This window comes from Pedobacter sp. NO84 (assembly GCF_059703915.1).
On sequence record NZ_AP046575.1, the window covers coordinates 2,529,461 to 2,556,008 of the forward strand.

22 protein-coding genes are annotated in these 26,548 nt (G+C 38.1%); 11 read left to right on the forward strand and 11 right to left on the reverse strand.

From position 1 onward, the window contains the following. The first annotated feature begins 261 nt into the window (after positions 1-261). The 3 genes from AC6H0V_RS11025 (at position 262) to AC6H0V_RS11035 (ending at position 3,664) form a co-directional block, all read left to right on the forward strand. Positions 262-714 (forward strand): DoxX family protein, encoded by a 453-nt coding sequence (locus tag AC6H0V_RS11025; RefSeq protein ID WP_497560238.1) that lies wholly within the window; start codon positions 262-264, stop codon positions 712-714. 152 nt (positions 715-866) lie between these two features. Next, complete coding sequence (locus AC6H0V_RS11030; RefSeq protein ID WP_497560239.1) at positions 867-1,697, forward strand: hypothetical protein; 831 nt, start codon at positions 867-869, stop codon at positions 1,695-1,697. A gap of 14 nt (positions 1,698-1,711) precedes the next feature. After that, a complete protein-coding gene (locus AC6H0V_RS11035; RefSeq protein WP_497560240.1) occupies positions 1,712-3,664 on the forward strand; it encodes a DEAD/DEAH box helicase in 1,953 nt (650 codons plus the stop codon). A gap of 269 nt (positions 3,665-3,933) precedes the next feature. On the opposite strand, the gene AC6H0V_RS11040 is transcribed toward AC6H0V_RS11035, so the two are convergent. The 4 genes from AC6H0V_RS11040 to AC6H0V_RS11055 all read right to left on the reverse strand — a co-directional run bounded on the left by AC6H0V_RS11040 (position 3,934) and on the right by AC6H0V_RS11055 (position 8,239). Beyond that, positions 3,934-4,260, reverse strand: coding sequence for a hypothetical protein (locus tag AC6H0V_RS11040; RefSeq protein WP_497560241.1), 327 nt, complete (start codon positions 4,258-4,260; stop codon positions 3,934-3,936). A gap of 95 nt (positions 4,261-4,355) precedes the next feature. Beyond that, positions 4,356-5,378, reverse strand: a complete 1,023-nt coding sequence (locus AC6H0V_RS11045; RefSeq protein ID WP_497560242.1) for an NAD(P)H-dependent glycerol-3-phosphate dehydrogenase — start codon at positions 5,376-5,378, stop codon at positions 4,356-4,358. 23 nt (positions 5,379-5,401) lie between these two features. Continuing rightward, positions 5,402-6,754 (reverse strand): efflux RND transporter periplasmic adaptor subunit, encoded by a 1,353-nt coding sequence (locus tag AC6H0V_RS11050; RefSeq protein ID WP_497560243.1) that lies wholly within the window; start codon positions 6,752-6,754, stop codon positions 5,402-5,404. A 114-nt stretch (positions 6,755-6,868) separates the two neighbouring features. Then, positions 6,869-8,239: a TolC family protein gene (locus AC6H0V_RS11055; protein ID WP_497560244.1), complete on the reverse strand. Its 1,371-nt coding sequence runs from the start codon at positions 8,237-8,239 to the stop codon at positions 6,869-6,871. An 85-nt stretch (positions 8,240-8,324) separates the two neighbouring features. Here AC6H0V_RS11055 and AC6H0V_RS11060 point away from each other — a divergent pair, with 85 nt between their 5' ends. The 3 genes from AC6H0V_RS11060 (at position 8,325) to AC6H0V_RS11070 (ending at position 12,641) form a co-directional block, all read left to right on the forward strand. Beyond that, positions 8,325-9,002 (forward strand): polysaccharide deacetylase family protein, encoded by a 678-nt coding sequence (locus AC6H0V_RS11060; protein ID WP_497560245.1) that lies wholly within the window; start codon positions 8,325-8,327, stop codon positions 9,000-9,002. 210 nt (positions 9,003-9,212) lie between these two features. Further along, positions 9,213-10,142: a hypothetical protein gene (locus tag AC6H0V_RS11065; RefSeq protein ID WP_497560246.1), complete on the forward strand. Its 930-nt coding sequence runs from the start codon at positions 9,213-9,215 to the stop codon at positions 10,140-10,142. Between the two features lie 216 nt (positions 10,143-10,358). After that, entirely contained in the window at positions 10,359-12,641 is a 2,283-nt protein-coding gene (locus tag AC6H0V_RS11070; protein WP_497560247.1) for an aconitate hydratase, read from the forward strand. 75 nt (positions 12,642-12,716) lie between these two features. Here the strand turns inward: AC6H0V_RS11070 and AC6H0V_RS11075 are convergent, their stop codons facing one another. Beyond that, positions 12,717-12,953: a putative signal transducing protein gene (locus tag AC6H0V_RS11075; protein ID WP_497560248.1), complete on the reverse strand. Its 237-nt coding sequence runs from the start codon at positions 12,951-12,953 to the stop codon at positions 12,717-12,719. Between the two features lie 139 nt (positions 12,954-13,092). Here AC6H0V_RS11075 and AC6H0V_RS11080 point away from each other — a divergent pair, with 139 nt between their 5' ends. The 3 genes from AC6H0V_RS11080 to AC6H0V_RS11090 all read left to right on the forward strand — a co-directional run bounded on the left by AC6H0V_RS11080 (position 13,093) and on the right by AC6H0V_RS11090 (position 17,322). Next, the gene (locus AC6H0V_RS11080) at positions 13,093-16,116 is read left to right on the forward strand and encodes a PKD domain-containing protein (protein WP_497560249.1); all 3,024 of its coding nucleotides are present in this window, start codon (positions 13,093-13,095) and stop codon (positions 16,114-16,116) included. Positions 16,117-16,163: 47 nt separating this feature from the next. After that, positions 16,164-16,637: a 23S rRNA (pseudouridine(1915)-N(3))-methyltransferase RlmH gene (gene rlmH, locus AC6H0V_RS11085; protein WP_497560250.1), complete on the forward strand. Its 474-nt coding sequence runs from the start codon at positions 16,164-16,166 to the stop codon at positions 16,635-16,637. A 184-nt stretch (positions 16,638-16,821) separates the two neighbouring features. Further along, positions 16,822-17,322 (forward strand): hypothetical protein, encoded by a 501-nt coding sequence (locus AC6H0V_RS11090; protein ID WP_497560251.1) that lies wholly within the window; start codon positions 16,822-16,824, stop codon positions 17,320-17,322. A 116-nt stretch (positions 17,323-17,438) separates the two neighbouring features. Here AC6H0V_RS11090 and AC6H0V_RS11095 read toward each other — a convergent pair whose 3' ends face one another. Both AC6H0V_RS11095 and AC6H0V_RS11100 read right to left on the reverse strand, forming a co-directional pair. Continuing rightward, positions 17,439-17,996: a DUF5606 family protein gene (locus AC6H0V_RS11095; RefSeq protein WP_497560252.1), complete on the reverse strand. Its 558-nt coding sequence runs from the start codon at positions 17,994-17,996 to the stop codon at positions 17,439-17,441. Between the two features lie 66 nt (positions 17,997-18,062). Then, positions 18,063-18,518 (reverse strand): peptidylprolyl isomerase, encoded by a 456-nt coding sequence (locus tag AC6H0V_RS11100; RefSeq protein WP_497560253.1) that lies wholly within the window; start codon positions 18,516-18,518, stop codon positions 18,063-18,065. A gap of 299 nt (positions 18,519-18,817) precedes the next feature. On the opposite strand from AC6H0V_RS11100, the gene AC6H0V_RS11105 reads away from it, so the two are divergent. After that, positions 18,818-20,077 carry an asparagine synthetase B gene (locus tag AC6H0V_RS11105; RefSeq protein ID WP_497560254.1) on the forward strand — a complete coding sequence of 420 codons (1,260 nt, stop codon included), beginning with the start codon at positions 18,818-18,820 and terminating at the stop codon, positions 20,075-20,077. Positions 20,078-20,105: 28 nt separating this feature from the next. On the opposite strand, the gene AC6H0V_RS11110 is transcribed toward AC6H0V_RS11105, so the two are convergent. Genes AC6H0V_RS11110 through lpxK form a run of 3 tightly spaced genes read right to left on the reverse strand, consistent with a single transcriptional unit; the run spans position 20,106 to position 23,957 of the window. Then, positions 20,106-22,112, reverse strand: a complete 2,007-nt coding sequence (locus AC6H0V_RS11110; RefSeq protein WP_497560255.1) for a putative porin — start codon at positions 22,110-22,112, stop codon at positions 20,106-20,108. After that, positions 22,112-22,927, reverse strand: coding sequence for a purine-nucleoside phosphorylase (locus AC6H0V_RS11115; RefSeq protein WP_497560256.1), 816 nt, complete (start codon positions 22,925-22,927; stop codon positions 22,112-22,114). The genes AC6H0V_RS11110 and AC6H0V_RS11115 overlap by 1 nt, the downstream gene beginning before the upstream one ends. Further along, the gene (gene lpxK, locus AC6H0V_RS11120) at positions 22,890-23,957 is read right to left on the reverse strand and encodes a tetraacyldisaccharide 4'-kinase (protein WP_497560257.1); all 1,068 of its coding nucleotides are present in this window, start codon (positions 23,955-23,957) and stop codon (positions 22,890-22,892) included. The genes AC6H0V_RS11115 and lpxK overlap by 38 nt, the downstream gene beginning before the upstream one ends. Positions 23,958-24,053: 96 nt before the next feature. Between lpxK and pruA the strand changes: the two genes are divergently transcribed. Next, positions 24,054-25,688, forward strand: a complete 1,635-nt coding sequence (gene pruA / locus AC6H0V_RS11125) for an L-glutamate gamma-semialdehyde dehydrogenase (protein WP_497560258.1) — start codon at positions 24,054-24,056, stop codon at positions 25,686-25,688. Between the two features lie 184 nt (positions 25,689-25,872). Here pruA and AC6H0V_RS11130 read toward each other — a convergent pair whose 3' ends face one another. Beyond that, positions 25,873-26,547 carry a carbonic anhydrase gene (locus AC6H0V_RS11130; protein WP_497560259.1) on the reverse strand — a complete coding sequence of 225 codons (675 nt, stop codon included), beginning with the start codon at positions 26,545-26,547 and terminating at the stop codon, positions 25,873-25,875. Between the last annotated feature and the right edge of the window lies 1 nt (position 26,548).

Consider the following 26,548-nt stretch of genomic DNA (forward strand, 5'->3'; position numbering starts at 1 on the left):
TAATTTTAAATGTCGTAAGTATATTCCAGGTTAAATATCAAATAGTTAGTGATTTTATCCCTAAAAGCTTGATTTGGGATATCACGAAAGTATATGTGCTTATAGCGATGGTCTATACCGTTGTTCTATCCATCTGCTTAACACTTTATTTTTATAAAAAATACAGTTTAGTTATAATAATAATTGTTATCACCCCTTTTTTGCAACAGGTTTATTTATATTTAAATTAGTTGAAACCCTCCGTTTAGAATTTAGATACTTATGAAACCACTTTTTGTTCTGATTACGGTTTTTCTCATCAGCTTATTTGCTACACGGTTCCAAACAGGGGATTACCTTCATTTCCTCTCTGGAAAAATTGCCATGGCGGCGATGTTGGTCTTTACCGCTGTAGGGCATTTTATATATACCAAGGGGATGATGATGATGGTGCCCGACTTCATACCGTTTAAGAAAGGGGCAGTTTATATTACGGGATTAATGGAAATCATTTTTGCCGTAGGCCTGCTGTTTCCAAAGTTTCAGGAAATCACCTCTTATGCGCTTATTTTCTTTTTTGTACTAACGTTGCAAGGAAATATTAAGGCCGCTATGGAGCATGTCGATTATCAGAAAGCAACAAATAATGGCCCAGGCCCTAATTATCTGTGGTTTAGGATTCCCTTGCAGGTGTTGTTAATTGCTTGGGCCTGTTTTTTCGGGCTCAATAATTAAATAGGATCCAATTAGTACTAATGGCCTGCTATTTGAACCTACTAACTTACCGCTAATGAAATAAAAACTTCAATCTATTAGAACCAAGATTGATTTAGTAAATTGGCTAGCGCGAAATAATAGTATAAGTAATCATAGGTCAAATCTTACATATGAAAAAAGTTTTAAGCCTCTTAATTTTAGTTTCGGTATTTACTTGTGCGGCTAGAGCGCAAGGATTTAATAAATCCGTAAACATGGATTCTTTGTTCAATGAATTGCTTAAAAAAGTCCCTAAAGAAATGCAGGCCCAACTAGGTAAAGAATACAAATCTGCAGATAAAACAACCAAAGAATTTATGTTATTTATGATTTCCATGCCGAGGAGTAGTAAGGAAGAACTCATTAAAAATATTGATTCTAATTTTCAAAATATTTTAAATCTACAAACTGAATATGCAAAGTTCGTTCCGAGCGGATTTACAGTTAGTATAGAATTTAACTCTCCTAATATACTCGCTAACAGTAAAGAAAGTGTCGACTTACGAATCGAACAAAAAAAAGATAATGGGAATTTGTTTGAACAGCAGTGGAACTTGAAATATGGTTCTGCTGAACTGGATAAAATGCTAAAAATCATAGGTTGGAACGAAACAACCTTGATAAATATTAAAAAATTACTCACTGATGCACATTGCATTTCTATAGAGAATAGTAACATTACTACAATCGGATTTGCAAGAAGTGGGATGGGCAAATATTCTTTTAAATTATTTGGCGAAAATTTAACTCAGGATGAGATTAAAAATTACAACGACAAGTGCAGATATATTTTCTATAAAAGCAATATTGTATTGGAATATGGAGGGGGGTGCGGTTGGAACACAATGTTTTCCGGAACAAAGCAAATAGTCAATACATTCATAATCAATAATTTCTCGCAAAAAACTATTTCCCTAACTCACAGTAAAATACGGATTATTAACCGTACCTTTGCGGCTTAATTAAAAATGTTATAATGATAAACCCATTTAGTAAATTGGGGATAAGTGATGACGTTGTTAGTGCCGTAAAAGAGCTAGGTTTTGAAAATCCTACGCCAATTCAGGAACAATCTATTCCTGTACTGTTAGAAGGTAGTAACGACTTTGTTGGTTTGGCCCAAACAGGAACAGGAAAAACAGCCGCATTTGGATTGCCGCTGTTAGAATTAATAGACTTTAAGATCAATAAGCCGCAGGCGCTCATTTTGTGCCCTACGCGTGAATTATGTCTACAGATTACAAACGACATCAAGAATTTCTCAAAAAACACGCCTAATGCACATGTGGTTGCCGTTTACGGTGGCGCAAACATTATGCAACAACTACGTGAAATACGCATTGGCGTACAGATCGTAGTGGCCACGCCCGGCCGTATGTTAGATATCATTGGCCGTAAAGCCATTGATTTTTCGAGCGTTAAATATGTAGTATTGGATGAAGCCGACGAAATGTTGAACATGGGCTTCCAAGAAGATATTAACGAAATTTTATCAACTACTCCAGATGATAAAAAAACATGGTTATTCTCTGCAACTATGCCTCCTGAGGTTCGTCGCATTGCAAAAAACTACATGGAAAACCCTGTAGAATTAACCATGGGCACAAAAAATGCAGGAAATGTAAATATCGAACACGAATATTATATCGTTCGTGCCCGTGATAAATATGCTGCCCTTAAACGGATTGTAGATTTTAACCCAGAAATTTTTGCCGTAGTATTCTGTAAAACCAAATTGGATACCCAGGATGTTGCCGAGCATTTGATTAAAGATGGTTATAACGCAGATGCTTTACACGGCGATCTTTCGCAGCAACAACGTGATAAAGTGATGCAGCGTTTTCGCGATCGTAACATGCAATTGTTAATCGCAACAGACGTAGCTGCACGTGGTATCGACGTAAATAACGTAACCCACGTAATCAACTACTCGTTGCCAGATGAAATCGAAAGTTATACCCACCGTTCTGGTCGTACAGGCCGTGCAGGTAAAACAGGTATTTCGATCTGTATAATTAATTCTAAAGAAACCGGCAAAATCCGTCAGATCGAAAGAATTATTGGCAAACAATTTACAAAAGCAGAATTGCCTACAGGCTTTGATGTTTGCGAAAAACAATTATTTGCCCTTGTACATAAAGTACACAATGTGGAAGTAAATACGGATCAAATAGATCAGTATATCCCACGGATCATGGACGAATTCGCAGAGTTGAGCAAAGAGGAAGTAATCAAACGTTTTGCTTCGTTAGAGTTTAACCGTTTCTTGGATTATTATTCGAATGCTCCTGATCTGAATGCTTCTGCAGATGATCGTGGCGAACGTGGTGATAGAGGCGAACGCGGAGAAAGAGGAGATCGTGGTGAACGCGGATCTAGAAATTTCGATAATAGCAATTATACCCGTTTGTTTATCAATGTTGGTTCTGTTGATGATTTCACCAGAGGTGATTTATTAGGCTTCATTTGCAACAACGGAAAAATTAGTGGTAAATCTGTTGGTAAAATAGATTTGAAAGGCGTATTCTCTTTTATTGAAGTAGAAAACGATACGGTTGATGCGTTGTTTACCAATTTTAAAGACGTTAAGTTTAACAATCGCGATGTAAGAATCGAAAAAAGCGGCGACGCACCAGTTGGTAGTCGCGGTGGCGATGGTGGCGAACGCAAGCGCAGTTTCGGCGGCGGCGGTGGCGGATTTGGCGGTGAGCGAAGAAGCGGCGGTGGCGGTTACGGCGGCGAAAGACGTGGTGGCGGCGAAAGAAGAAGTTCTGGCGGTAGCGGTGGTGCTAGCGGCAGACGAGAAGGCGGAAACAGTGGTGGTGGTTTTAGAGATTTCTCTGGCCGTCCACGCGACGATAAAGGTGGTAATGCTGGCGGAAGCGGTAGACGCGAAGGTGGAAGCGGAGAAAGAAGACGCCGTTCTTAACTAACGGTTTTCAGTTTTCAGTTAATAAAAAAGCCTTCACAAAAATTTGTGAGGGCTTTTTTATGCAGTTAGTTAACTGAAAACTGCCAACTGTAAACTGTAAACTAATTAGATGGTTTATCTTTAAGCCATGGGTTGTGTCCCACAAACCATTAACAACTAATTAGAAGGTTTATCTTTAAGCCATGGGTTGTGTCCCACAAACCATTAACAACTAATTAGAAGGTTTATCTTTAAGTCATGGGTTGTGTCCCACAAACCATTAACAACTAATTAGAAGGTTTATCTTTAATCTGCGAAGCAGTCAAATAAATTTTAGCTCCTTTACTGTTGATGTAATATTTATTGTTTTTTCCATCAATATAAACATCAGATCCATCTGGAGCTACTTTGCCTTTAAATTTGGCATCAACAACTTTGGCAGTTCCTTTAACTGCTACTTCTGCAGTTTTATTGGCACCACTTTTTACCGCTTTTCCAGTTTTGTGGATTACTTTACCAGCTGTGGTCTTTTTCTCTTGTGCAGCTGCAGTGAAGCTAATCGAAGCCATCATTCCTATCGCAGCTAAGCCTAATATAATCTTTTTCGTTTTCATAATATTTGATATTTTATGAATAACAACAAAATCTTAGTATTGTTTGAACAGTAAATTAGCTAATCAGCTAATTTAATAATTAGCTAATTCGATTATTAGTTCAACTTTTCTGTTAGGGCCATCATTTCAATACTAGGTACCTTATTCTCATATAGAATGAGATAAACCGCAGTACTAATGGGCATTTCTACCTTGTATTTCTGGTTAATTAAATACATGCATTTTGCGGCATAATATCCTTCTGCAATCATGTTCATCTCTAGCTGAGCGGATTTAACGGTGTAACCCTTGCCAATCATGTTGCCAAAGGTACGATTGCGACTAAATTGAGAGTAGGCCGTAACCAATAGATCACCCAAGTAGGCTGATTCTTTAATGTCGCGATCAATAGGGTGCACGATATCAACAAAGGTCTTGATTTCACGAATTGCGTTAGAGATCAGCACCGCTTGAAAGTTATCGCCATAGCCTACTCCATGACAGATGCCACTGGCTACAGCATAAATATTTTTTAATACCGCAGCATATTCTGTACCGAAAATATCATCAGAAACGTTGGTTTTAATAGATCTTGTATTTAATAGGTTGGCGAAGATGGCAGCCACCTCGATATCCATACTTGCTATCGTTAGGTAGGATAACTTTTCTAAAGCAACTTCTTCTGCATGGCAAGGTCCGCTAATTACCAAAATATCAGCTAACGGAACACCAAATTTTTGATTCATGAATTCGCCAATAATCAGATTTTCTTCAGGTACAATCCCTTTAATAGCGGATACAATTTTTTTACCCTTTAGATCTGCAGGTGATAGGGACGAAAGTGTTTCTTTTAAGAATGCTGCAGGAACATTTAAAACAATAAAATCAACTTCTTTGATCATTGTTTTAAGATCAGAGGAAATATTGGAATCGGGTAATTTAATTTCTACCGAACTAATATAATTAGGGTTGTGCTTAAATTTTTTAATGTGTGAAATTGCATCTTCATTTCGCATCCACCAAAAAATTTCCTTTTCGGTTGTATTGTCCGAAAGTATTTTAACGATAGCTGTAGCCCAGCTTCCGCCACCAATCATGGCAATTTTTGGAATCATTTTCAAACTTACGAAGTTTTTCATACTTCGTAAGTTTGTTTAGGATATTACTTTTTCTTCTCGCTAGTAAAAAGCTGATCTTTAGTGGTTTTTTCTACCTTCATTCCATCTTTTAGTTTATTCTGAATGGCAGAATAAGGGCCTGATACAATTTCTTGTCCATTTTTAAGCCCCGATTTAACGATGATAAACTGGTCGTTCTGAATACCTGTAGTAACTTCTACTTTTTTAACTGTCGATAACTTACTGTCAAATAAGTACACGTATTGTTTTACTTTTTTATCTGACAGCTTAGATTTTTGCTTGTCCATATCTTCTGAATTTCCAGCACTTGCCATTGGGTCCGTAGATTTACCATCACCCGTAAATACCGCTTGGATTGGAACCGCCAAACCTGTAGTAGTTTCACTCTCGATGTCTACCGTAGCCGAAAGCCCTGGCTTGAAAGGTGAAGTGGATGATTTTGAACCCTCCATAGCGCCATTGTCAGCAATTAAACGCACTTTAACAGAAAAATTAGTTACCTGATCTACAGAACTTGAGGCCGTACCCACACTTGTCGACGAACTTGCAATCTCTGTTACCACACCTTTGAATTTTTTATCTGCAAATGCATCAATTTCTATCGTAGCGCTGTCGCCTACATTTACTCGGTTAATATCATTTTCGTTCACATCCACATTTACTTCCATGGTGGTAAGATTAGAAATCCTCATAATTTCCGTTCCTGCCATTTGTGAGGTACCCAGAATACGATCTCCCAATTCTATTGATAGTTTTGAAACTACTCCATTAACTGGGGCATAAATAGTGGTTTTTGCTAGGTTGGCTCCAGCCTCTTTTACATTTGCACCAGATTGTTCCAAACCGAATTTCGCTCCGGTAACATTTTCTTTTGCACTTGCTAAATTAGCTTTAGCAGTTAAATAGGCCGCTTTGGCTGCGTCAAATTCGGCAGCAGAAATCACTTTTTTATTATATAGTTCTACATTACGTTTATAGATCGCTTCTGAATTTACAAAATTAGCCTGATTTTGGATCAGCTGTTGTTGCGAAGCAGCTACACTAGCTCTTTGAGAATTGTAGGATGCCACAGCCCTTTCATACCCAGACTGCAAAACATCAGGACGAACCTTACACAACAGTTGACCTTTTTTAACCACATCACCCTCTTTTACCAGAAGTTCGGTTACCTCTCCAGAAACTTCGGAACTTAATTTAACTTCAGTTTCGGGCTGGATTTTTCCACTGGCAGTAACAGTTTCTACCACTTTTTTGTCGCCAGCTTTTTCTACGGTTACCTTCTCATTTTTTTCTCCACCAATTATACCAGTTAATCTAGCCACTACCAAAAGTGCTATAAGTATACCACCGGCAATTAAAATGTGTTTAAGTTTCATAATTTTTTGTTTGTTGTTGTTTGTTGTATGTTCTAATGTTTGTGCCAAAAGATCCATTTTCGCTTGGTCTTTTACCTTTAAGCTTTATGCTTTGGTCATTCAGCTTTATACTAGTTAAAATGTAATTTGTTTGCCTAAATAATAATCGATCACCTTAGCCCTAAATATCAAATCGTATTTAGCTTGGATCATATCTATTTCTGCTTTATTTCTATTGGTTTGTGCGGTGCTAAAATCCAATGAATTTACCAGTCCCACATTATAGCGCTGCTCTACTACATAAAAAGCATCCTTTTGGGCATTAAATGCATTTTGTGTAGAAACATATCTACTTTCGGCTGCCCTTAAATCTAATACCGCCTGAGAAACAACTTTGTTTAAATTATTTTTTACAAGTTGCTCTTGTACCACCGAATTTTGATAACTAATCTGTGCTCTACGAACGCTATAACGTGCAGCAAAACCGTTAAAGATAGGAATCTGAAGGCTCATACCCACACTCTGTCCGAAACGTTGATTAATTTGATCAGCAAAAGATTGTTGGGGAGATAGTCCAGAATAATTAAATTGATATGAATAAGAGCTGTTCAAGCCCGCACCAAAGCTCAACCTTGGGAAATATCCTGCCCTAGCAATGTCGATTTCTTGCTTTAATGCCAACGAACGCAAATTCGCAACCTTAACATCTGGAAAAGTTTTTAATGCACTTGCGTATACTTCAGCTACATCTTGACTGCTCGACACGGTACCATCCGTACCCACAAGTGGCGCCTGAACCTCAAATTGAGTATTTGAAGGCATTTCCATTAACTGGTTAAGCGTTAGATAAGAAATCGACAAGCTGTTTTGTGCATTGGTAATATTGAGTTCTGCGGTGGCAACTAAAGATTTTGCCTGAGAAACATCAGCCAAGGTCTTATTGCCCGCATCTAATAATGCTTGCTCCCTATTAGATGTTTGCTTGGCCACTTCTAACTGTTGTTGTGAAGCTCTGAGCAAATCCTTATTAAATAATATCTGCATATAAGCGGTTACCACTTGTAAAATCAGATCGTTTTTTATTTTCTCTATATTAGTTTTGTCTGCCTCAAGAAAAAGTCGTTGTTGCTTTACCTGGTTAATCTTCGAATAGCCTTGAAATAGATCCACATTTGCGCTTATTCCACCACTTGTATAAAGAGAGGTTTGGTTGGTTACCTGAAAAGTAGTTTGATCTAGACCCCTACCGAATGTTATATTTGGACCAATATTAGCGTTTACGGTTGGCAACAACGCATCCTTTGCTCTAATTAGATCCTCATTAGTTAAAGCTGCACTGAATTCTGCTTGTTTAATTGTTAGATTATTCTTTAGCGTATTGTCTACAGCTTGTTGAATGGTAATAACCTGCTGCCCATTGGCATTTTGTGTAAAAAAAGTAACAGCTGTTAGCGTAAAGATTAAAGAGAGCTTGGTTAAAAAGCTAAAATTGGCAACTTGTTTCATAAAAATTAGTTTCACAATATTAAATAAACAATTAAATTGATTTTGTAAATTTTTAAGTACACCCTTTATTTGTTTACTTTTGGGTATGTACCTAGTTAAATCACCACTTTTACTCAAGTGGTTTTATCCGTCTTTAATCTGGAATAAACCTCGCAAGGATAAAATTGTCTATTTAACCTTTGACGATGGACCTATACCCAATGTTACAGACTTTGTATTAAATACTTTAAAAAGCCATGGGGCAAAAGCCACTTTTTTTTGTATCGGACATAATATTCATAAGCATCCTGACGTTTTTGAGCAGATTAAAAAAGATGGCCATTCTATTGGTAACCATACCTATAACCACCTAAAAGGATGGGAAACCGATGATGAAATCTACACAAATAATTTCCTAAAGTGTCAAGAACTTACCCAAACATACCTTTTCCGGCCACCATATGGTAGGATTAAGAAAAGTCAGATCAAAAGTCTCCAATCAGTTTTCAATTCTCAGCTTTCAGTTTTCAATTCACAACTCCCAACTGATATCCCTATAGCTATCGGGAGCCAACTGCAAATCGTAATGTGGGATCTACTAAGTGGAGATTTCGATACCCAGCTATCACCAGAAAAATGCCTTCAAAACGTGATCAAAAATACTCAAAATGGTTCAATAATTGTATTTCACGATAGTTTAAAGGCTTTTGACCGTTTGCAATATGCCCTTCCCTTGGCCCTCAACTACTTAGTTGAAAAAGGTTACCAATTTGGAACACTTTAACTTTGCTCAAAAACACCAAGTTTGTGCCAATATCAAATTGAATTTTAATATTCTAATAGTCAGTTAGTTAACTTTTTAAAAAATTATTAACTGTTCATTAACGCACTAAGGTGTTCAATAGCGTACAATTTTTATGGGGTAACAAATTGGCCAATACTATTCTTTGATAGACAATATTATTATAACTTCGGCATTAAAACCGATCAATTTATGACTAAAACATCATTCCTATTATCCTCCTTATGTATTGGTATACAATTCTTGGGTAACAATGCAATTGCACAGGTAAAAGAACTTGAGGTTAAAACTAAAATCAATACAGATAGAAGTGTAGACTTTTCAGCAGAAAAACGTTCCCCAGGTGCCTATACAGTAGTATTAAATTTTAGAGAGCTAACCAATACTTCAGGAACAAGTGAACCTATTTATAAAATTAGAAACAGCACCGAAAATTTCTTGACGCTATCTCCCTTAAATAAAGACCAAAATATTGGATATTCATATACCTACAGATACATACGGGGCGAACTTAAGCCTAAATATAATGCTCAATTTCTCTATGCTATTCCCTATGCCAATGGGAAAAAAGTAAGGGTAGCAGAATCTAGTTTTATAAATGCCACTTACTTTGGGTCAACTACCCCTGATGATTGGAAGGTCTATCGTTTTTTTACAGAAAAAGCCGATACGGTTACATCTGTTAGAAAAGGAACTGTGGTTAGTGTTTCTGATTTATACGATGAAGACAATAAGACGGTGTCGTATACTAGCAAAGTAAACGTTGTAATTGTTGAACACGCAGATGGGTCTTTAGCAACTTACAGAGGATTTAAAAAGGGTATTTTCGTAAAAGAAGGACAAACCGTATTCCCCGGAACGGCATTGGGTATAAACAGCATTACGAGTGAACGATATGGTATTTCGTTAATGCTTACCTATCTAAAATCTGTGGATTTTGAAAACCCTAAAAATTTAAAGGAATCCAAAAGTTTGTATGGTTTTATCACTCCTTATTTCTGCACTGTGGAAAATTTAAATGGTATTTTAAGTACTCAACAATACTACACGGCTGCAATTACCCCAGAAATAGTGCAAAAAGAAATGACCAAAAAGGAGATAAAGAACTTAGAGAAGAAATAAGTTGTCGTAAATATAGCCCTATAGTTAAAACTTTTGAGATTAAAATATTGCTTATTAATGTATTGTCCATCTAACTTTGACATTCACATTAATATAAGCGACAATTATTTAAAACTATTCCAAATAATATAATGAGATACAGATGATAGCGTTACGCCCGTTTTTTTTGTAAATTCGCTTCCAATTATACAGTAGATTAATTTAAAAAAGATATCAATGGCATTCGATATAGAAATGATAAAAAAGGTATATGCAAACTTTAGTAGTCGTATTGATGCGGCTCGCAAAGTAGTAGGCAGACCTTTAACACTTTCAGAAAAAATATTATACGCACACCTTTGGAATGGCAATACTAACACTGCGTTTATGCGTGGTACCGATTATGTTGATTTTGCCCCGGATAGGGTAGCTATGCAAGATGCAACTGCACAAATGGCTTTATTACAGTTTATGCAGGCTGGAAGGCCACAAGTTGCAGTGCCTTCTACAGTTCATTGCGATCACTTAATTACCGCAAAAAATGGTGCTGAAGTAGATTTGCCTCAAGCCAACACAGAAAGCAAGGAGGTTTTTGATTTCCTAGCATCAGTATCGAACAAATATGGTATAGGTTTCTGGAAACCAGGCGCTGGCATTATTCATCAGGTAGTTTTAGAAAATTATGCTTTTCCAGGCGGGATGATGATCGGAACCGATAGTCACACCGTAAATGCTGGAGGTTTAGGTATGGTTGCAATTGGCGTTGGTGGTGCTGATGCCTGCGATGTAATGGCTGGATTACCATGGGAGCTTAAATTCCCTAAATTAATAGGAATTAAATTAACGGGAAAATTAAGCGGGTGGACTTCTGCCAAAGATGTAATCCTAAAGGTTGCCGGTATCTTAACGGTTAAAGGTGGTACGGGTGCTATTGTTGAATATTTTGGTGATGGAGCAGAAAATTTAAGCTGTACGGGTAAAGGTACCATCTGTAATATGGGTGCCGAAATAGGCGCAACTACTTCTACGTTTGGCTATGATGCTAGTATGGAACGTTATTTACGTGCTACTAATAGAGCCGATGTTGCTGATGCCGCCAACGAGATCAAAGAACATTTAACAGGTGATGCAGACGTATATGCCTCTCCCGAAAAATATTTTGATCAATTAATAGAAATCAATCTTGATGAGTTAGAACCCTATTTAAACGGTCCGTTTACACCAGATTTAGCCACCCCAATTTCTCAAATGAAAGATGTGGCCAGTGCTAATGGATGGCCGTTAAAAGTAGAATGGGGTCTAATAGGTTCATGTACCAATTCTTCTTACGAAGATTTGTCTCGTGCTGCCTCAATAGCACAGCAGGCCATAGATAAGGGCCTAACCATTAAAGCAGAATTTGGAATTAATCCAGGATCCGAACAGGTAAGGTATACCGCAAATCGCGATGGCTTATTAGGGACCTTTGAAAATCTAAATGCTACCATTTTTACCAATGCCTGTGGTCCATGTATTGGAATGTGGGATCGGGTTGGCTCAGAAAAACAGGAAAAAAACACTATCGTTCACTCGTTTAACAGAAATTTCGCTAAACGTGCCGATGGGAATCCAAACACCTATGCCTTTGTAACCTCTCCTGAAATTGTTGCAGCTATTGCGATTGCCGGAAACCTGGGCTTCAATCCTCTCACAGATACATTAACCAATAATAGAGGCGAACAAGTTAAATTGGATGCCCCAGTGGGTGATGAACTTCCTTTAAACGGGTATGCTGTAGAAGATGCTGGATATCAGGCCCCTGCCGAAGACGGCTCTAGGGTTCAAGTATTGGTATCTCCAACTTCACATCGTTTACAGTTGTTAGACCCTTTTACTCCATGGGAAGGTACTGATCTAAAAGGATTAAAATTATTGATTAAAGCCAAAGGAAAATGTACCACAGATCATATTTCAATGGCCGGACCTTGGTTAAAATTTCGTGGTCACTTGGATAATATTTCTAACAACATGTTAATTGGAGCAGTTAACTACTTTAACGATAAAACAGATACTGTTAAAAACGAATTAACGGGCGAGTATGGTCCAGTGCCTGCAACCCAAAGGGATTATAAGGCAGCTGGCTTAGGTTCTGTAGTAGTGGGTGATGAAAACTATGGCGAAGGCTCGTCTCGTGAGCACGCAGCTATGGAGCCGCGTCATTTGGGCGTTCGTGCAGTTTTGGTAAAATCGTTCGCAAGAATTCACGAAACCAACCTGAAAAAACAGGGGATGTTAGGTTTAACCTTTGCCGATAAAGATGATTATGATAAAATTCTTGAGGATGATACCATTGATATCTGCGGCTTAACCACATTTGCGCCCAATGTACCGCTAGAAATGGTTTTACATCATGCCGATGGCTCTAAAGAAACAATTACGGTAAACCATAGCTATAATGCACAACAGATAGAATGGTTTAAAGCTGGTGGTGCCTTAAATATTATCAGAAGAGAAGCAGCATTAAAAGCAGCTGGACTTTAAGAACAAAGATAAAAGAGCAAAGATTTTAGTAAACGATAGCTAATTCTTTGCTCTTTGCACCTTGCCCCATGCTCTCTAAAGTTCATCGTCAAGACTTACATCCTCGGCTAATATGGCATTAATTGCCTCTACATCTTTTTCAAATACGTGAAGTTTAACCCCTCCCGCGGATAAATTGTACAATGGATGGATGGTACCTACATTTTCGTCTGTTAAAAAACAGGGAATCCCATTAGCTTCCAGTCTGGTTTTAACAATATTAGCCTCTATCGGACTATAATGGCTACTATGAACAATGATTTTATCTTCCATATCGTGCTAACAAAATTAACTAATTTAAATCATAGAATGACTGGTATGCAATGATTGAATTGGATCCCCAAATTCACTAAGTCTCTCATTCATTGATTCTATCATTCATATTGATGTAGTTTTTTTATACATTTACTGTATGCGTTGGTTAACTTTTCTTTTCATTTTTATCACTTTACAAGCTCGTGCACAAGCACCTGCCAATGATGAAATTGATAATGCCATAACAATAACCAATCCTGATGCTTTTTGTTCGGCCGATGCCGCATTTAATAATATTGGGGCCACAAGCATTAATGGTGCGTCGCAACTGTGGAGCGGGCAGGTGGGTAAAGACGTCTGGTTTAAGTTTACCGCTCTAAAATTCGACCTAAGTGTTAGTGTTAGTGGAAAAATAAATGCCGCAAGCGCAAATACGATGTTAAATCCATTGGTAGCCATTTATACCCGGGATATCGCAACCAATGGACTTACCGAAATCCCGGGCTCCTTGCTTACGTCCAATAACGTTACGAGTTTTTACAAGGGAGCGCTTACTATTGGGCAAGTTTATTACATTAGGATCAGCGCCGCAAATAATAATGAGGGATCTTTTAAGCTCTGTGTAGACAACTTCTTTCCTCCCCTGGCTCCCGGACAGGATTGCAGTTCGTTCTCTGTGCTGTGTAGCATGGAGAAATTTACACAGATCAACGTTACGGGCACAGGGGCTAGCAATACCGAAAGTGCAGGTACTTGCCTGGGCACAGAATCTAATTCGGTCTGGTACAAATGGACAGCCGCGACAAGCGGAACTTTTACTTTTTTAATTACGCCAACGGTAACCACTAATGATATCGATTGGATTTTATACGATTTAGGGCCTGGCGGAGATTGTAGCAATGTAAAGGCTTCAACCGCCATTAGATGTGCAGCGGGAAATGGAGTTGGCTGCACAGATATCAAATATTTTGTTACCGGGTTAAGCATGGATGCTACTGATTTTAGTGAACCTGCAGGCTGTGGGAGTGGCCAAGATGGGCTTGTAAAATATGTTGACATGATTGCGGGCCACAATTACGCTTTATTAGTAGACAACTTTTCTAGTGGCAACAATGGCTTTAATATCGAATTTGGGGGTACTACATCATTTGCCGGACCAGTGGCCGATTTTTCATTGCTCAAAATTGACGAGTGCCTTCCTCAGCAAAGCTTCCAGTTTACCAACCTGTCTACTAACTATAATTCGCTAAAGTGGACATTCGGCGAAGGGGCCAGCATAGCCACTGCCACAGGAGAAGGCCCCTATACTATTACATACAGTACACCTGGAGATAAGATAGTTGTATTGGAAGCAAAAAGCTCCAACGGCTGCAATGTGGTAAAAACCATTCCTTTTACGGTAACTTTAAAACCTGCCTTACCAACAGCCACCTACATCACACAACAGCTTTGCCCCGGAAATACGCTTACTTTACAAACTCCATTTGTAGATAAGGCAACCTATCATTGGGATGGACCAAATGGATTTACATCAACCGAACAAAACCCTCAGATTACGATAACCGGCCCTGAAAATTCAGGAGATTACCAGTTATATGTTCAGGTTAATGCCTGTAAAAGCGATGTGATTACCTTGAAAATCCCTCCTATCGACATCAAACCTACATCAAGCTTTACCATTAACACTAATTTTCCATGCGAAAATAAACTCAGTTTTACCTTTAAAAGCACTTCTAATTACGATGATCTTACGTGGGATTTTGATGGCGGCATGGTAACCTCTGAACCAAATGGAGATGAAACGGTAACTTATAGCACCAGTGGAATAAAAAATATCAAGTTAACGGTTAAAAGTCCAACAGGCTGCGAAGACATCAGTGTCCAACAGCTGATTGTTCAACTTAAACCCGTAACGCCAATCATCACTTCAAATACCGTTAAATATTGCCCGGGCAACGACGTAACCTTAAGCACTGATCCGGTAGCTAATGCCATCTATCATTGGAGCGGCCCTAACAATTTTACTTCTAGCGACCAAAATCCGAACGTTGTAATTACTGGCCCAGAAAATTCTGGCAATTATCAATTAATAGTTGAGGTAGGTGGTTGCATGAGCGATCCAGGTATAATAAATGTACCCACGATAGATTTAAAACCAGAGGCCATATTTGTTGTTGTACCAAATAATAAATGCCAAGCTAACCAAAGCTATACCTTTAAAAATGGGTCGAAAAATTACCAAACGATTACTTGGGATTTTGGCACAGGCATAAGCAGTACTACTACAGCAACAAATGGCGATATTACCGTAGTTTACAATACCAATGGCGTAAAAGATATCTTGTTAACAGTAACCAGTCCGAGTGGTTGTGTATCTACAGCAGTAGATAGGTTTGAGGTGCAGCTAAAACCACTTACCCCAGTTATAAGTATTAATAGACCTAAATTTTGCTTGGGAGATACGATAAAAATAGCCATCGATTCACAGCCGGGTGTAACATATAAATGGATTGGTCCCAATAATTTCACCTCAGATCAGCCAGCTTTTGAAATTATTGTCAAAGATTTTAATGTGGCGGGCACCTATCAAATCCTCTTAGAAATTGGAGAATGCACCAGTGATCTTGTAAGTATCACTATTCCTCCCATTGCCAAAGTACCGGTGGCGAGTTTTGGAACAGATCCCATCTATACCGGCAAATATGTAGCACCTTTTCCCATCACTTTCAAAAACAATAGCAAGGATGCTGATACTTATTTATGGGATTTTGGGGATGGTACAACTTCTACAGAGGTCAATCCTATCCATACCTTTATCCAACCTGGAAAATATAAGATTAAGCTTACCGCATTTGCGGATGAGGGTTGTTTTAATAGTGTAGATATCGGCGATCTACTGATCCAGGATATTTCTTTATTTGTACCTAATACCTTTTCGCCCAATGGGGATGGTGTAAATGACGAATTTGTGGTAACCGTATTAAATTTAAAAAAATACAAGATCTATATCTATAATCGTGCTGGCGAAAATCTCTATCAAAGCAGTAATATATTTGAAAATTGGAAAGGAACCTTTAAAAACCAAGAAGTTCCCGTTGGAGTTTATTACTACGTAATTTATGGCACCAATGTTTATGATAAAGATGTCAAATATTCGGGATCGCTAACCCTGATCAGATAATCCTCATCCGATGACTTAAGTCATCCGATGACTAATATAAAAAAAACTTGAAAATTACCTTAATCGCCATTGGCAAAACCGAAGACAAATATCTGATCGAAGGAATAGAAAAATACCTCAACAGATTAAAGCACTATATCAATTTTAACATGTTAATTATTCCTGACATCAAAAACACGAAGAGTTTAAGTGAAGCCCAACAAAAAGTTAAGGAAGCGGAATTGATCAGTAAACAAGTTAATCCAACAGATGTTGTGCTTCTTTTAGATGAGAGAGGCAAAAAACATAGTTCTATTACATTTGCAGACTACATAAACAAGCAAATGATTGGGAGTGTCCAAAATCTTGTTTTTATCATTGGCGGGCCGTATGGTTTTGATGAAAGTATCTACAAAAGAGCAAATGGCAGTATTTCGCTCTCAGATATGACATTTTCGCACCAGATGGTGAGGTTGTTTTTTGTTGAACAATTGTATCGGGCATTTACTATTTTAAAAAATGAACCGTATCATCACGCATAGTTTATGGAATTAACAACCAATTTTCATCATAACAAAAAGGAGAAATCATGAAAACACCAAATGATTATAAAAGAAACTACAGATTTAGATCAGATACATCAAAAGAGAGAAAATACCTGAATATATCGTTAATCGTATCTGTCATTATCATTATTATTCTTTGGTTTCTAATAAACTGATCAAGATGATAAAATTTAAATGGATGATCGTATTGCTTTTTGTTCTTTTAGGGACTTCAAGCATCGCTAGTGCTTGTAGCTGCGAGCCGCAAGGTTCATTTCTAACGGTTGCCCCTAAAACCAACCTGGTCGCCTTGGTAAAAATCACTAAATATCTTTCGTTTAAGCCGATATATGATCAGCAAATTCCCATGAACATGGAAGCGGAGGTAATTTTAGTTTACAAGGGGGTTGAGACCAGAAAAAAAATCACCATTTGGGGAGATAACGGAGTCTTGTGTAGGCCATATCTTTCTAGTTTTAAACTGAACGATTATTATGTAATCGCTTTTTTCGGTTCATCAAATTGGAATAGCGAAGAGCATAAAGAAAAATCAGGCGATTATTTCATTTCCATTTGTGGCACCTATTGGCTTCCCGTAGATTATAAGAAAAGAATTGCCTTTGGTGACGTAGGTAAACAAATGAACAAAATAGATCTTAAGGATATTAAATCGAAGGTATAAAAAAACACCAGCCGTTAACTGACTGGTGTTTTTTGTATATAGCATTGGTTCTTGGTTAATGAAGTTAGCGTTTGCTTATACCTCTAGGCCATTGCCCATCAACCATGATCTATCAACTAAACCCCTTTCTTACTCGTCATACTTGCTTTTTTAGCAGGTGCCGACTTAGCTATTGGAGCTTTTGCGTTGCTAGGTTTCGCTTTTGGGGCCGTGGTTTTAGATTTTGAACCTTCAGCTCCTATAGCTGGGGCAGATTTTCCGCTCTCGGCATCTTGTTCGCTACCAGGTGCCGCCTCTGTAAATAAGGGCATGTCCTTAATTAGATGGTACCATGTTAAAATCTTCTTCATGTCTGAAGTATAAACTTTTTCTTGGTCGTGCCCAGGAGCCACTTCTAAAAAGAATTTTTTTAATGCATTTCCATCGCTGCTAGCGGTGGGCACTTCTTCCTTAACCGCAGCAATATTGGTTAAAACATCTATTAATTTCAGTTCAGCATCTTCTCCATAAACTGTAATATCTTCTAATGAAGCTAGTTTAGTGGTAGAAATATTAGCTATAATTTTTAATTTTTGCTCGTCTAAGCTCTCTAAAACATAGCCAGCTTTATTTTGTCCTACAAGTTTAAATAAACCTGGTCTGCCCGATACGGCTACTATTCCTCTTAAATTCATATGTTGTGCGTTGGGCGCTTGGCGGTTGGGGTAAAGCATTTAGACGCTTAACCTAGCCGCTTAACGCTAGTCTATTACTTCGATACCAAGAATCTTATCTCCTTGTTTAATATCGTCTACAATATCTACATTTTCGATCACCTTACCAAAACAAGTATGGTTGCGGTCTAAATGAGCGGTATTGGTTCTGCTATGACAGATAAAAAATTGTGACCCTCCAGTATTTCTTCCGGCATGTGCCATTGATAAAACACCGCGATCATGGAATTGGTTTTCTCCGTCTAATTCACAGTCTATTTTATAGCCTGGGCCACCAGTTCCTGGCATACCAGAAGCTCCATCCTTTGAATTTGGACAGCCTCCTTGAATCATAAAGTTCGGAATTACACGATGGAAAGTAATTCCATCATAAAAACCTTCACCGGCTAACTTTTTAAAATTCGCAACTGCTTTAGGTGCATCCTTATCATAGAATTCAACCGTCATGTTACCTTTTTCAGTTTTTATTATTGCTTTGCTCATTGTAATAATTTTCTTTAGTAATTTTTATTCAAAGGTTAAGAAGCGCCAAAGGAATCCCCTTGAGGCTATCATGAGTTATTATTTGCTTTTTCTTACCGAAACTCATGAAGATTTGCGGGGGTAAATTTAGTAAATTACATCGATTAGCGCTACACATTGCGTATATTTCCTAACAAGAAATGATTATCACATATCAATTGTTTTAATTTAACGTTTTAAAGAGCATATTAAATTTTACAATCGTCATCCAATAATATACATTCGTATAGGATGGTAGGGAAATAGGAGATGTAAACATAATGGGTAAAAAATATATTTTTTTAATAGGTTTCCTGCTACTCGCAATGGCTGCAAAAGCTTCATCTATATTAATCTATATGGATGAGGATCAAAAGAACCATTTAAAAGCGTATGGCATTGCGTATTGGAGTATTAAACAACAGGCAGATGTTGATTGGCTTTTAAATTATAGAGGGGGAAGTTTTTTAATCAAATATGTTAAAACTGTAGAGGACGAATGTAAAATTAGGGGTGTTTCTTATGAAATTATTGCTGATGGAAAAGTGAATGCCATTTTAAACGAAATCAATAATCCAGATGTAAACATGGAAATGGTTAAGTTAGAAAAAACACCAAAGATTGCTGTTTATACCCCTAAGACCAAACTTCCGTGGGATGATGCCGTAACCCTAGTTTTAACCTATGCAGAAATCCCTTACGACATCATTTATGATGATGAAGTATTGAAGGATAAATTAACCAGTTACGATTGGGTACACCTTCATCATGAAGACTTTACCGGGCAATATGGGCGCTTTTGGGGATCATTCAGAAATGCAACATGGTACCGCGAAGATGTAAAATACCAAGAGGCTGCCGCCAAAAGAAACGGTTTCACCAAGGTTTCGGATATGAAACTCGCTGTAGCTAAAAGAATTAAAGAATTTTGTGCCGGGGGCGGATTCCTTTTTGCGATGTGCTCTGGCACCGATAGTTTTGATATCGCTTTGGCAGCCGATGGAGTAGATATTGCCGAAAGCATGTTCGACGGCGATGGAACCGATGCAAATGCCCAAGGAAAACTAAACTATAATAATTGCGTAGCGTTTAAAGATTTTAGACTGGATATGAACCCGGATCGTTATGAATTCTCTGATATCGATGTTACCCAAACCCGAAACTTTAACGAATCAAACGACTATTTTACCTTGTTCGATTTTTCTGCAAAGTGGGACTTGGTACCAACCATGTTAACCCAAGACCATGAGAAGGTAATCAAAGGTTTTATGGGACAAACTACTGCTTTTAGGAAAAGTCTTGTTAAACCAAATGTTACGGTTTTAGGGGAGAACAAAGGTGGAAACGAGGTGCGCTACCTGCACGGCGAAATCGGCAAAGGACAATTTACATTCTATGGCGGGCACGATCCTGAAGATTATCAGCATCAGGTTAATGATCCACCGACAGACTTAAGCCTACATCCAAATTCTGCAGGCTATCGTTTAATATTAAATAATGTGCTCTTTCCTGCCGCTAAGAAAAAACCGCAGAAAACCTAGACTCATGGACGCTTAAGACTTCGTAAGTCTAATCATAGAAGCTCCAACTTACCCCAAACTTCAAGATACGATCTGGCATGGGGTATCGGTTTACGGTATAAAAGCCCCCACTAAAAAGGCCTTGGTTTGCGTAATCGTACTTTAAGAATAAGTTTGTCCTACGTAATCCCGCTTTTACCCAAACATCAACCACTGGCTTCGATCCAAGTTTAACAATGTTGCCGTTGTAAAACTGACTAGCTGCTGGCGAGTAAGACAGCGCATTATAAGTTGAATTATACCTTATGTCTACACCAATCTGTGTTTTAAAGGCCTTAAAGAAGGTCTGCTCCTTGTAAATACTATTGAACGTATAAAATACCGGAGTTCTTAACACATCAGTATGATCCGTTTTCTGATAAACTACATAACTGTCCAAATGAAAAGAACGATAAGCGAATCTTTTACCCACACTAATCTTTAATAAACTTATCGCGTCACTTTCTTGGGTAGGAATGATATTGCTCTTAACCAATGAATCTCCATCAAAGTACAGATAATTCGTAATCAGGTAATAATTGGCAGATGCATCAATGTTATAACGATCATTTAAATAGCTGAATGACAGATTTGCTGTTTTTGTACGTTCCAGGTCCTTACTCAAATCCCAATTGTAATGGTTTCCAAAATAACGACTATAGATTTCTTCTGGAGATTTATTCTGCAAATAGGTACCCAACACAATTCGCCCGGCTTTTTTACTCAAAAGTAGATTGCTTTTGGCTTCATAAAGGAAATCCCCAGCCTGTTTACCTTGGAAGATCTGCTGTACATCGAGGTTCAGATCTACCCGATTGCTAAAACGATATCCCAATGTCCCTAACATAGTTAGATTTTGAAATGAGGAAGTATACCTGTAAAAATTAGTGGTATCCCTGTACTTCCCGGTTTGCTCGTAATTATACACGTCATGCCTAATTCCTGCATTAATTTTGAGCTCATTTTTTATGATAGAACTGCCCTTCGCTCTTAGAAAGAAGGTATATACAAATTCATTTTGCAAGTGCTTAACGCTAGTAGAATCGTTAGTAAAGGTGGTATCAATAGCGTTTTTCGGCAAAACCAGATAAGTGTCTACTTCGTCTTTTCGAAAAGAGTACGAATCTTTATTATAGGTTAATGTATGCGTAATTTTATTTGTAGGTAAAATACTTTGCGAAGTGGTTGTAGTTGTACTATCTATTCGGCCAACAAAATAGCTTTGCTTTAGCATAAACGTATTTTTTCGCCATAGTTGCCTTGCCGTTGTAAGCCGCACAGATTCGGCTTTCTTATCTACCAAGGTCCCTGCACTATCTTCAAAGATATTTTCTTTGACAATGGATCCATTTTCGTTTGCTTTTAACGTATTAAAAATTGCATTGGCCCATAAGTTATATCTTTTGTTGTGGGATTGGTACCATGTAAAAAACACACCATTTAAGTGATCACCACGTTGATGCGTATAATCGCCATTAGAACCGATCCGGTTAAAGTTGGCTCCAATATTCCAGTTCTTTTTGATATTTTGTGTATGAGTAAGCTTAAGGACTTGCTCCTTATCAGACCCGCTTACGTAATATAGATTTGTATATGGTGTTCTTGCCCTATAATATTTAATATCATCAGGAGTTAGCGCATAGGGTTCTAAGGAATGGAAGCCAGCTTCGAAACCAATTGTTTTTACAGGCTCAAACAACAGAGACATAGTTGGCAAACCTAATAAACCTGTACTTATTCTAGGATTTCGGGGCTGCACTATAATGCTAAAATTCTGTATGCCTGTTAACCCAGTATCAATGGGGATGGTTTGGATACTATCCTTGGTTAATCGCAATGTGGTATACCTGATGTACTTAGAATTAAAAACAACCGAATCTCCAGCACTTTCCTCTTTTTTTCTCAGCGAATCCAGTTCTTTATTATTACCTACATTTGTTTTGAGATCTTGCGCAAAGACATTCGTTATGCCTAGCAAAAGACAGCAAAAAATCAGGAATACTCTAATCTTACGCATTATAAAGTAGAAATAAGCTCACTAAGTATGGCTGTCATATTGGGTTCGGCACTTGTAGCCGTAGCGATGATTTCTTCTACACTAACAGGTTTAAGTTCATCAGGAAAGCCTTCATCTGTTAAAACAGAAATAGCAAAAACAGGCAAGCTCATATGGTTGGCAACGATTATTTCTGGTACGGTACTCATTCCTACAGCATCACCACCAATAATCCTAAGGTATTTATACTCTGCTTTTGTTTCTAAATTCGGGCCGGTTACGGCAATATAAACTCCCTGGTGACAAGTAATATTTGCCGCCTTTGCAATTCTCAGACCTTCGGCAATTAATGTCTTTTTATAGGGTTCGCTCATGTCGGGAAACCTGGGTCCGAGATCAGAATCATTGATACCACGCAACGGACTTTCAGATTGAAGGTTGATATGATCATTGATAATCATTAGATCCCCTTTCTTAAAAGCCGGATTTAAAGATCCTGCAGCATTCGAAACCAATAAATGTTTAACACCAAGCTCTTTCAATACCCGAATCGGAAAAGTAATCTGTTGCATAGAATAGCCTTCATAAAAATGCAATCGGCCTTGCATCGCAACCACTTTTTTACCTTTTAATGTTCCGAATATCAGTTTTCCCGAATGGAACTCTAAGGTTGATATCGGAAAATTGGGAATGCTCGAATACATAATGCTATGCAAAACATCGATTTCTTTTACCAAACCGCCAAGTCCAGTACCTAGCACAATCCCAACCTCTGGCTCAAAACTTCCTATTTTCCGTTTAAGGTATTCTATTGATTCTTTTAGCGTTTGCAACATAGTTTATTATATTTTGGTCAAAGATAAGCTTATCTTTTGATGCGAGTTCAATCTCAATTGGCAAATAAAATATTGGCAAATTTAACAGTAAATCTTTTATCTCACCTGTTAATAAACGCTTACTATCCTTTTCTGTTGTAATTATAATTTTTTCCTTTGAAGGGTGGTTATTAAAAGCTTTAATTAACCGCACGATATCCTGCACTTTAAAATCATAATGATCAGGAAATTCAAATTTATGAATGTTGTTTGAATACTTCTCTAGATAAGCATGCAGGGGTTTCGGATTAGCGATACCAGTGAGCACAAAAATAGTTCTGTTTCCGAGTGTTTCGTTTGTTATATTTTCGCCATTTAATACATGAATAGGCGTAGCATAGCTGATAGAGGAAAAGGAAATCCGTTGATCGAGCGTCACATCTATCTTGCGCCTAATTTCGATCTGATCTACAATATTTACGGGGCTAGGACTTTTTGTAATTAATACTGCATTTGCCCTGTTATAATTGGATAAATGTTCTCTTAAATTTCCCGCTGGTAATAATAATTGCCTTTTTAGCAACTTTTCAAATTCGAAAAGCAGAATAGTGAAGCCGGGCTTAACCGCCCTATGTTGATATGCATCATCCAGTAAAATCACATCATGGCGATCCTTTAAACGACGAATCCCTTCTACCCTATCTTCACAAACGGCAACCGTTACCTGGGGAAACTTCTGATAATATTGTAGCGGCTCATCACCTATGGTTTGAACAGTGGCAGCAGGATCAGCCAAGATAAAACCTTTCGTTCTACGCCCATATCCCCTACTTAGAATTGCAATTTTGTAAGCTGATAAAAGCCTAACGACATATTCTGTAGTTGGTGTCTTTCCGGCACCGCCAACAACCAGGTTACCAATGCAGATTAGCGGCAGATCAAAACTTACAGATTTGAATATACCCCAATCATACCCTTTATTTCTTAACAGGATGATAAAACCGTAGATCAATGAAAAAGGATATAATAAGAGGCGTAGGTAACTATTCATTCCCCTCAAAAATAACCAAAAATACCAAGATTAATCCTATAATCCTGCAAACTTAAAATCCTAGTCCTTATCTTTGCAGAAACTAGAATATAATTTATGCTAAAAGGATTTTTTAACGTACCTACACCTGTTAACGAACCCATTTTGGGTTACGCACCGGGAAGTAAAGAACGCGAATTATTAAAAGAGGCATTGGCCGATGCCCGTTCAAAAGTAATAGACATTCCTATGTACATCGGCGGAGATGAAGTTTTTACAGAGGAAACCGGGAAAGTTACCCCTCCGCATGATCATCAGCATTTATTGGCTAATTTTAGTAAAGGAAATAAAGACCATGTGAGTTTGGCCATAGATGCGGCCTTGGCGGCAAAAGCCGATTGGGAAAACTTAGCGTGGGAACATCGAGCAGCCATTTTCCTTAAAGCTGCCGATCTTATTGCGGGGCCTTACCGCTATAAATTAAATGCAGCAACCATGTTGGGCCAAAGTAAAAATGCCTATCAGGCAGAGATTGATTCAGCTTGCGAATTGATAGACTTCTTACGGTTCAATGTAAGTTATATGTGCGAAATTTATAAACAGCAGCCTCCTGTATCGCCTCGTGGCAGTTGGAACCGTGTAGAGCAACGTCCCTTAGAAGGATTTGTATTTGCGCTCACGCCATTCAACTTTACTGCAATTGCAGGGAACTTGCCTACCTCAGCTGCTATGATGGGCAATGTGGTTGTTTGGAAACCAGCAAATACGCAAATTTTTGCAGCAAATGTATTGATGCAGATTTTCCGCGAAGCCGGATTGCCTGATGGTGTAATCAATCTTGTATATGTTTCTGGCCCAGATGCTGGAGATGTGATATTTTCGCATCCCGATTTTGCAGGGATCCACTTTACAGGCTCCACCGGTGTTTTCCAGGGCATTTGGAAAACAATTGGAAACAATATCCATAAATTCAAAACCTATCCCCGCATTGTTGGCGAAACTGGTGGGAAAGACTTTATATTAATTCATGGTTCAGCTCATGCTGAGGTATCAAGTACCGCTATCATACGTGGGGCTTTCGAATATCAGGGGCAAAAATGTTCAGCAGCTTCCAGAGTTTATATCGCAAAGAGTGTTTGGCCAGAAGTGAAAAAATTTATGCTTCGTGATCTTGCTACCTTTAAGATGGGCGGAACAGAAGATTTTGGCAACTTCATCAATGCTGTAATAGACGAGAAATCTTTTAATAGCCTAGCTAAATATATTGATGCTGCCAAAAAAGATAAAGGTGTACAAGTTATTGCGGGCGGCAATTACGATAAAAGTAAAGGCTATTTTATCGAGCCAACGGTGTTGGTAGTTGATGATCCATCCTACACCACCATGTGCGAAGAGTTATTCGGCCCAGTACTTACCGTATTTATATACGACGACAACGACTTCGAAAAAACACTGGATATTATTGATAGCACTTCTATTTACGCGCTAACGGGTGCCGTAATTGCTCAGGATCGCTATGCAATAGAAAAAGCAACACAGCGCTTACGCAATGCGGCAGGAAATTTTTATATCAATGATAAATGTACAGGCGCGGTTGTAGGCCAACAGCCATTTGGAGGTGCCAGAGGAAGCGGAACAAATGACAAGGCAGGCTCAATGATCAATCTACTACGTTGGGTTTCTCCACGTACGATCAAAGAAACCTTCGATCCACCAAAAGATTATAGATATCCTTTTTTAGGAAACGATTAAGCGTTTAGTAAAAGAAGCCACAGATGAAAATTTGTGGCTTTTTGCATTATCTTAAATATTGGAGGGAAAAAGTCTTTAAACTTGACAAAAAAAACTTTTAAATTACCTTTTTGACAGAAAAACCTCGTAGGTTCTGTAGAACCTACGAGGTGGCGCTAAAAAATGCATTATTGAACAAGCTTTTTTATTTATCGATCTTCATTTTAAAAACTGGCAAAATATCTTCTGCACTAGATGTACTTACCTTCAGATCTGTAATAATTCCAGTCTTAAGGTTGTAGACCCAAGCATGAACGGATAGTTCCTGACCACTTGCCCATGCATTTTGAACAATTGAAGTACAGGTTACATTGGTAGCGCTTTCAATAGCATTTAACTCCACCAATCTGTTGCTTCTTTTTTCAGGATCTTTGATTGTTGCCATTTCACGATCATGGATACGGATCACATCTTTAATATTCCTTAACCAATTATCTATCAGGCCCACCTGGGTATTTCCCAGAGCAGCATTAATTCCACCACAGCCGTAATGACCACATACGATGATGTGTTTAACCTTCAGCACATTTACAGAATAATCCAATACGCTCAGTAAATTCATATCGGTATGGGTTACTACATTGGCAATGTTACGATGAACAAAGATATCGCCTGGATTGGTATTGGTGATTTGATTAGCCGGAACACGACTGTCTGAACAGCCGATCCATAGCACTGGCGGACTCTGGCCGGCAGATAGTTTATTAAAATATTCGGGATCTACATTTAATGTTTCGGCAACCCAATCTTTGTTGCCCTGCAATAAACTGTCGTAAGTAATGGTTTGCTGATTATAATTTTCTATTGATTTTGCGCACATA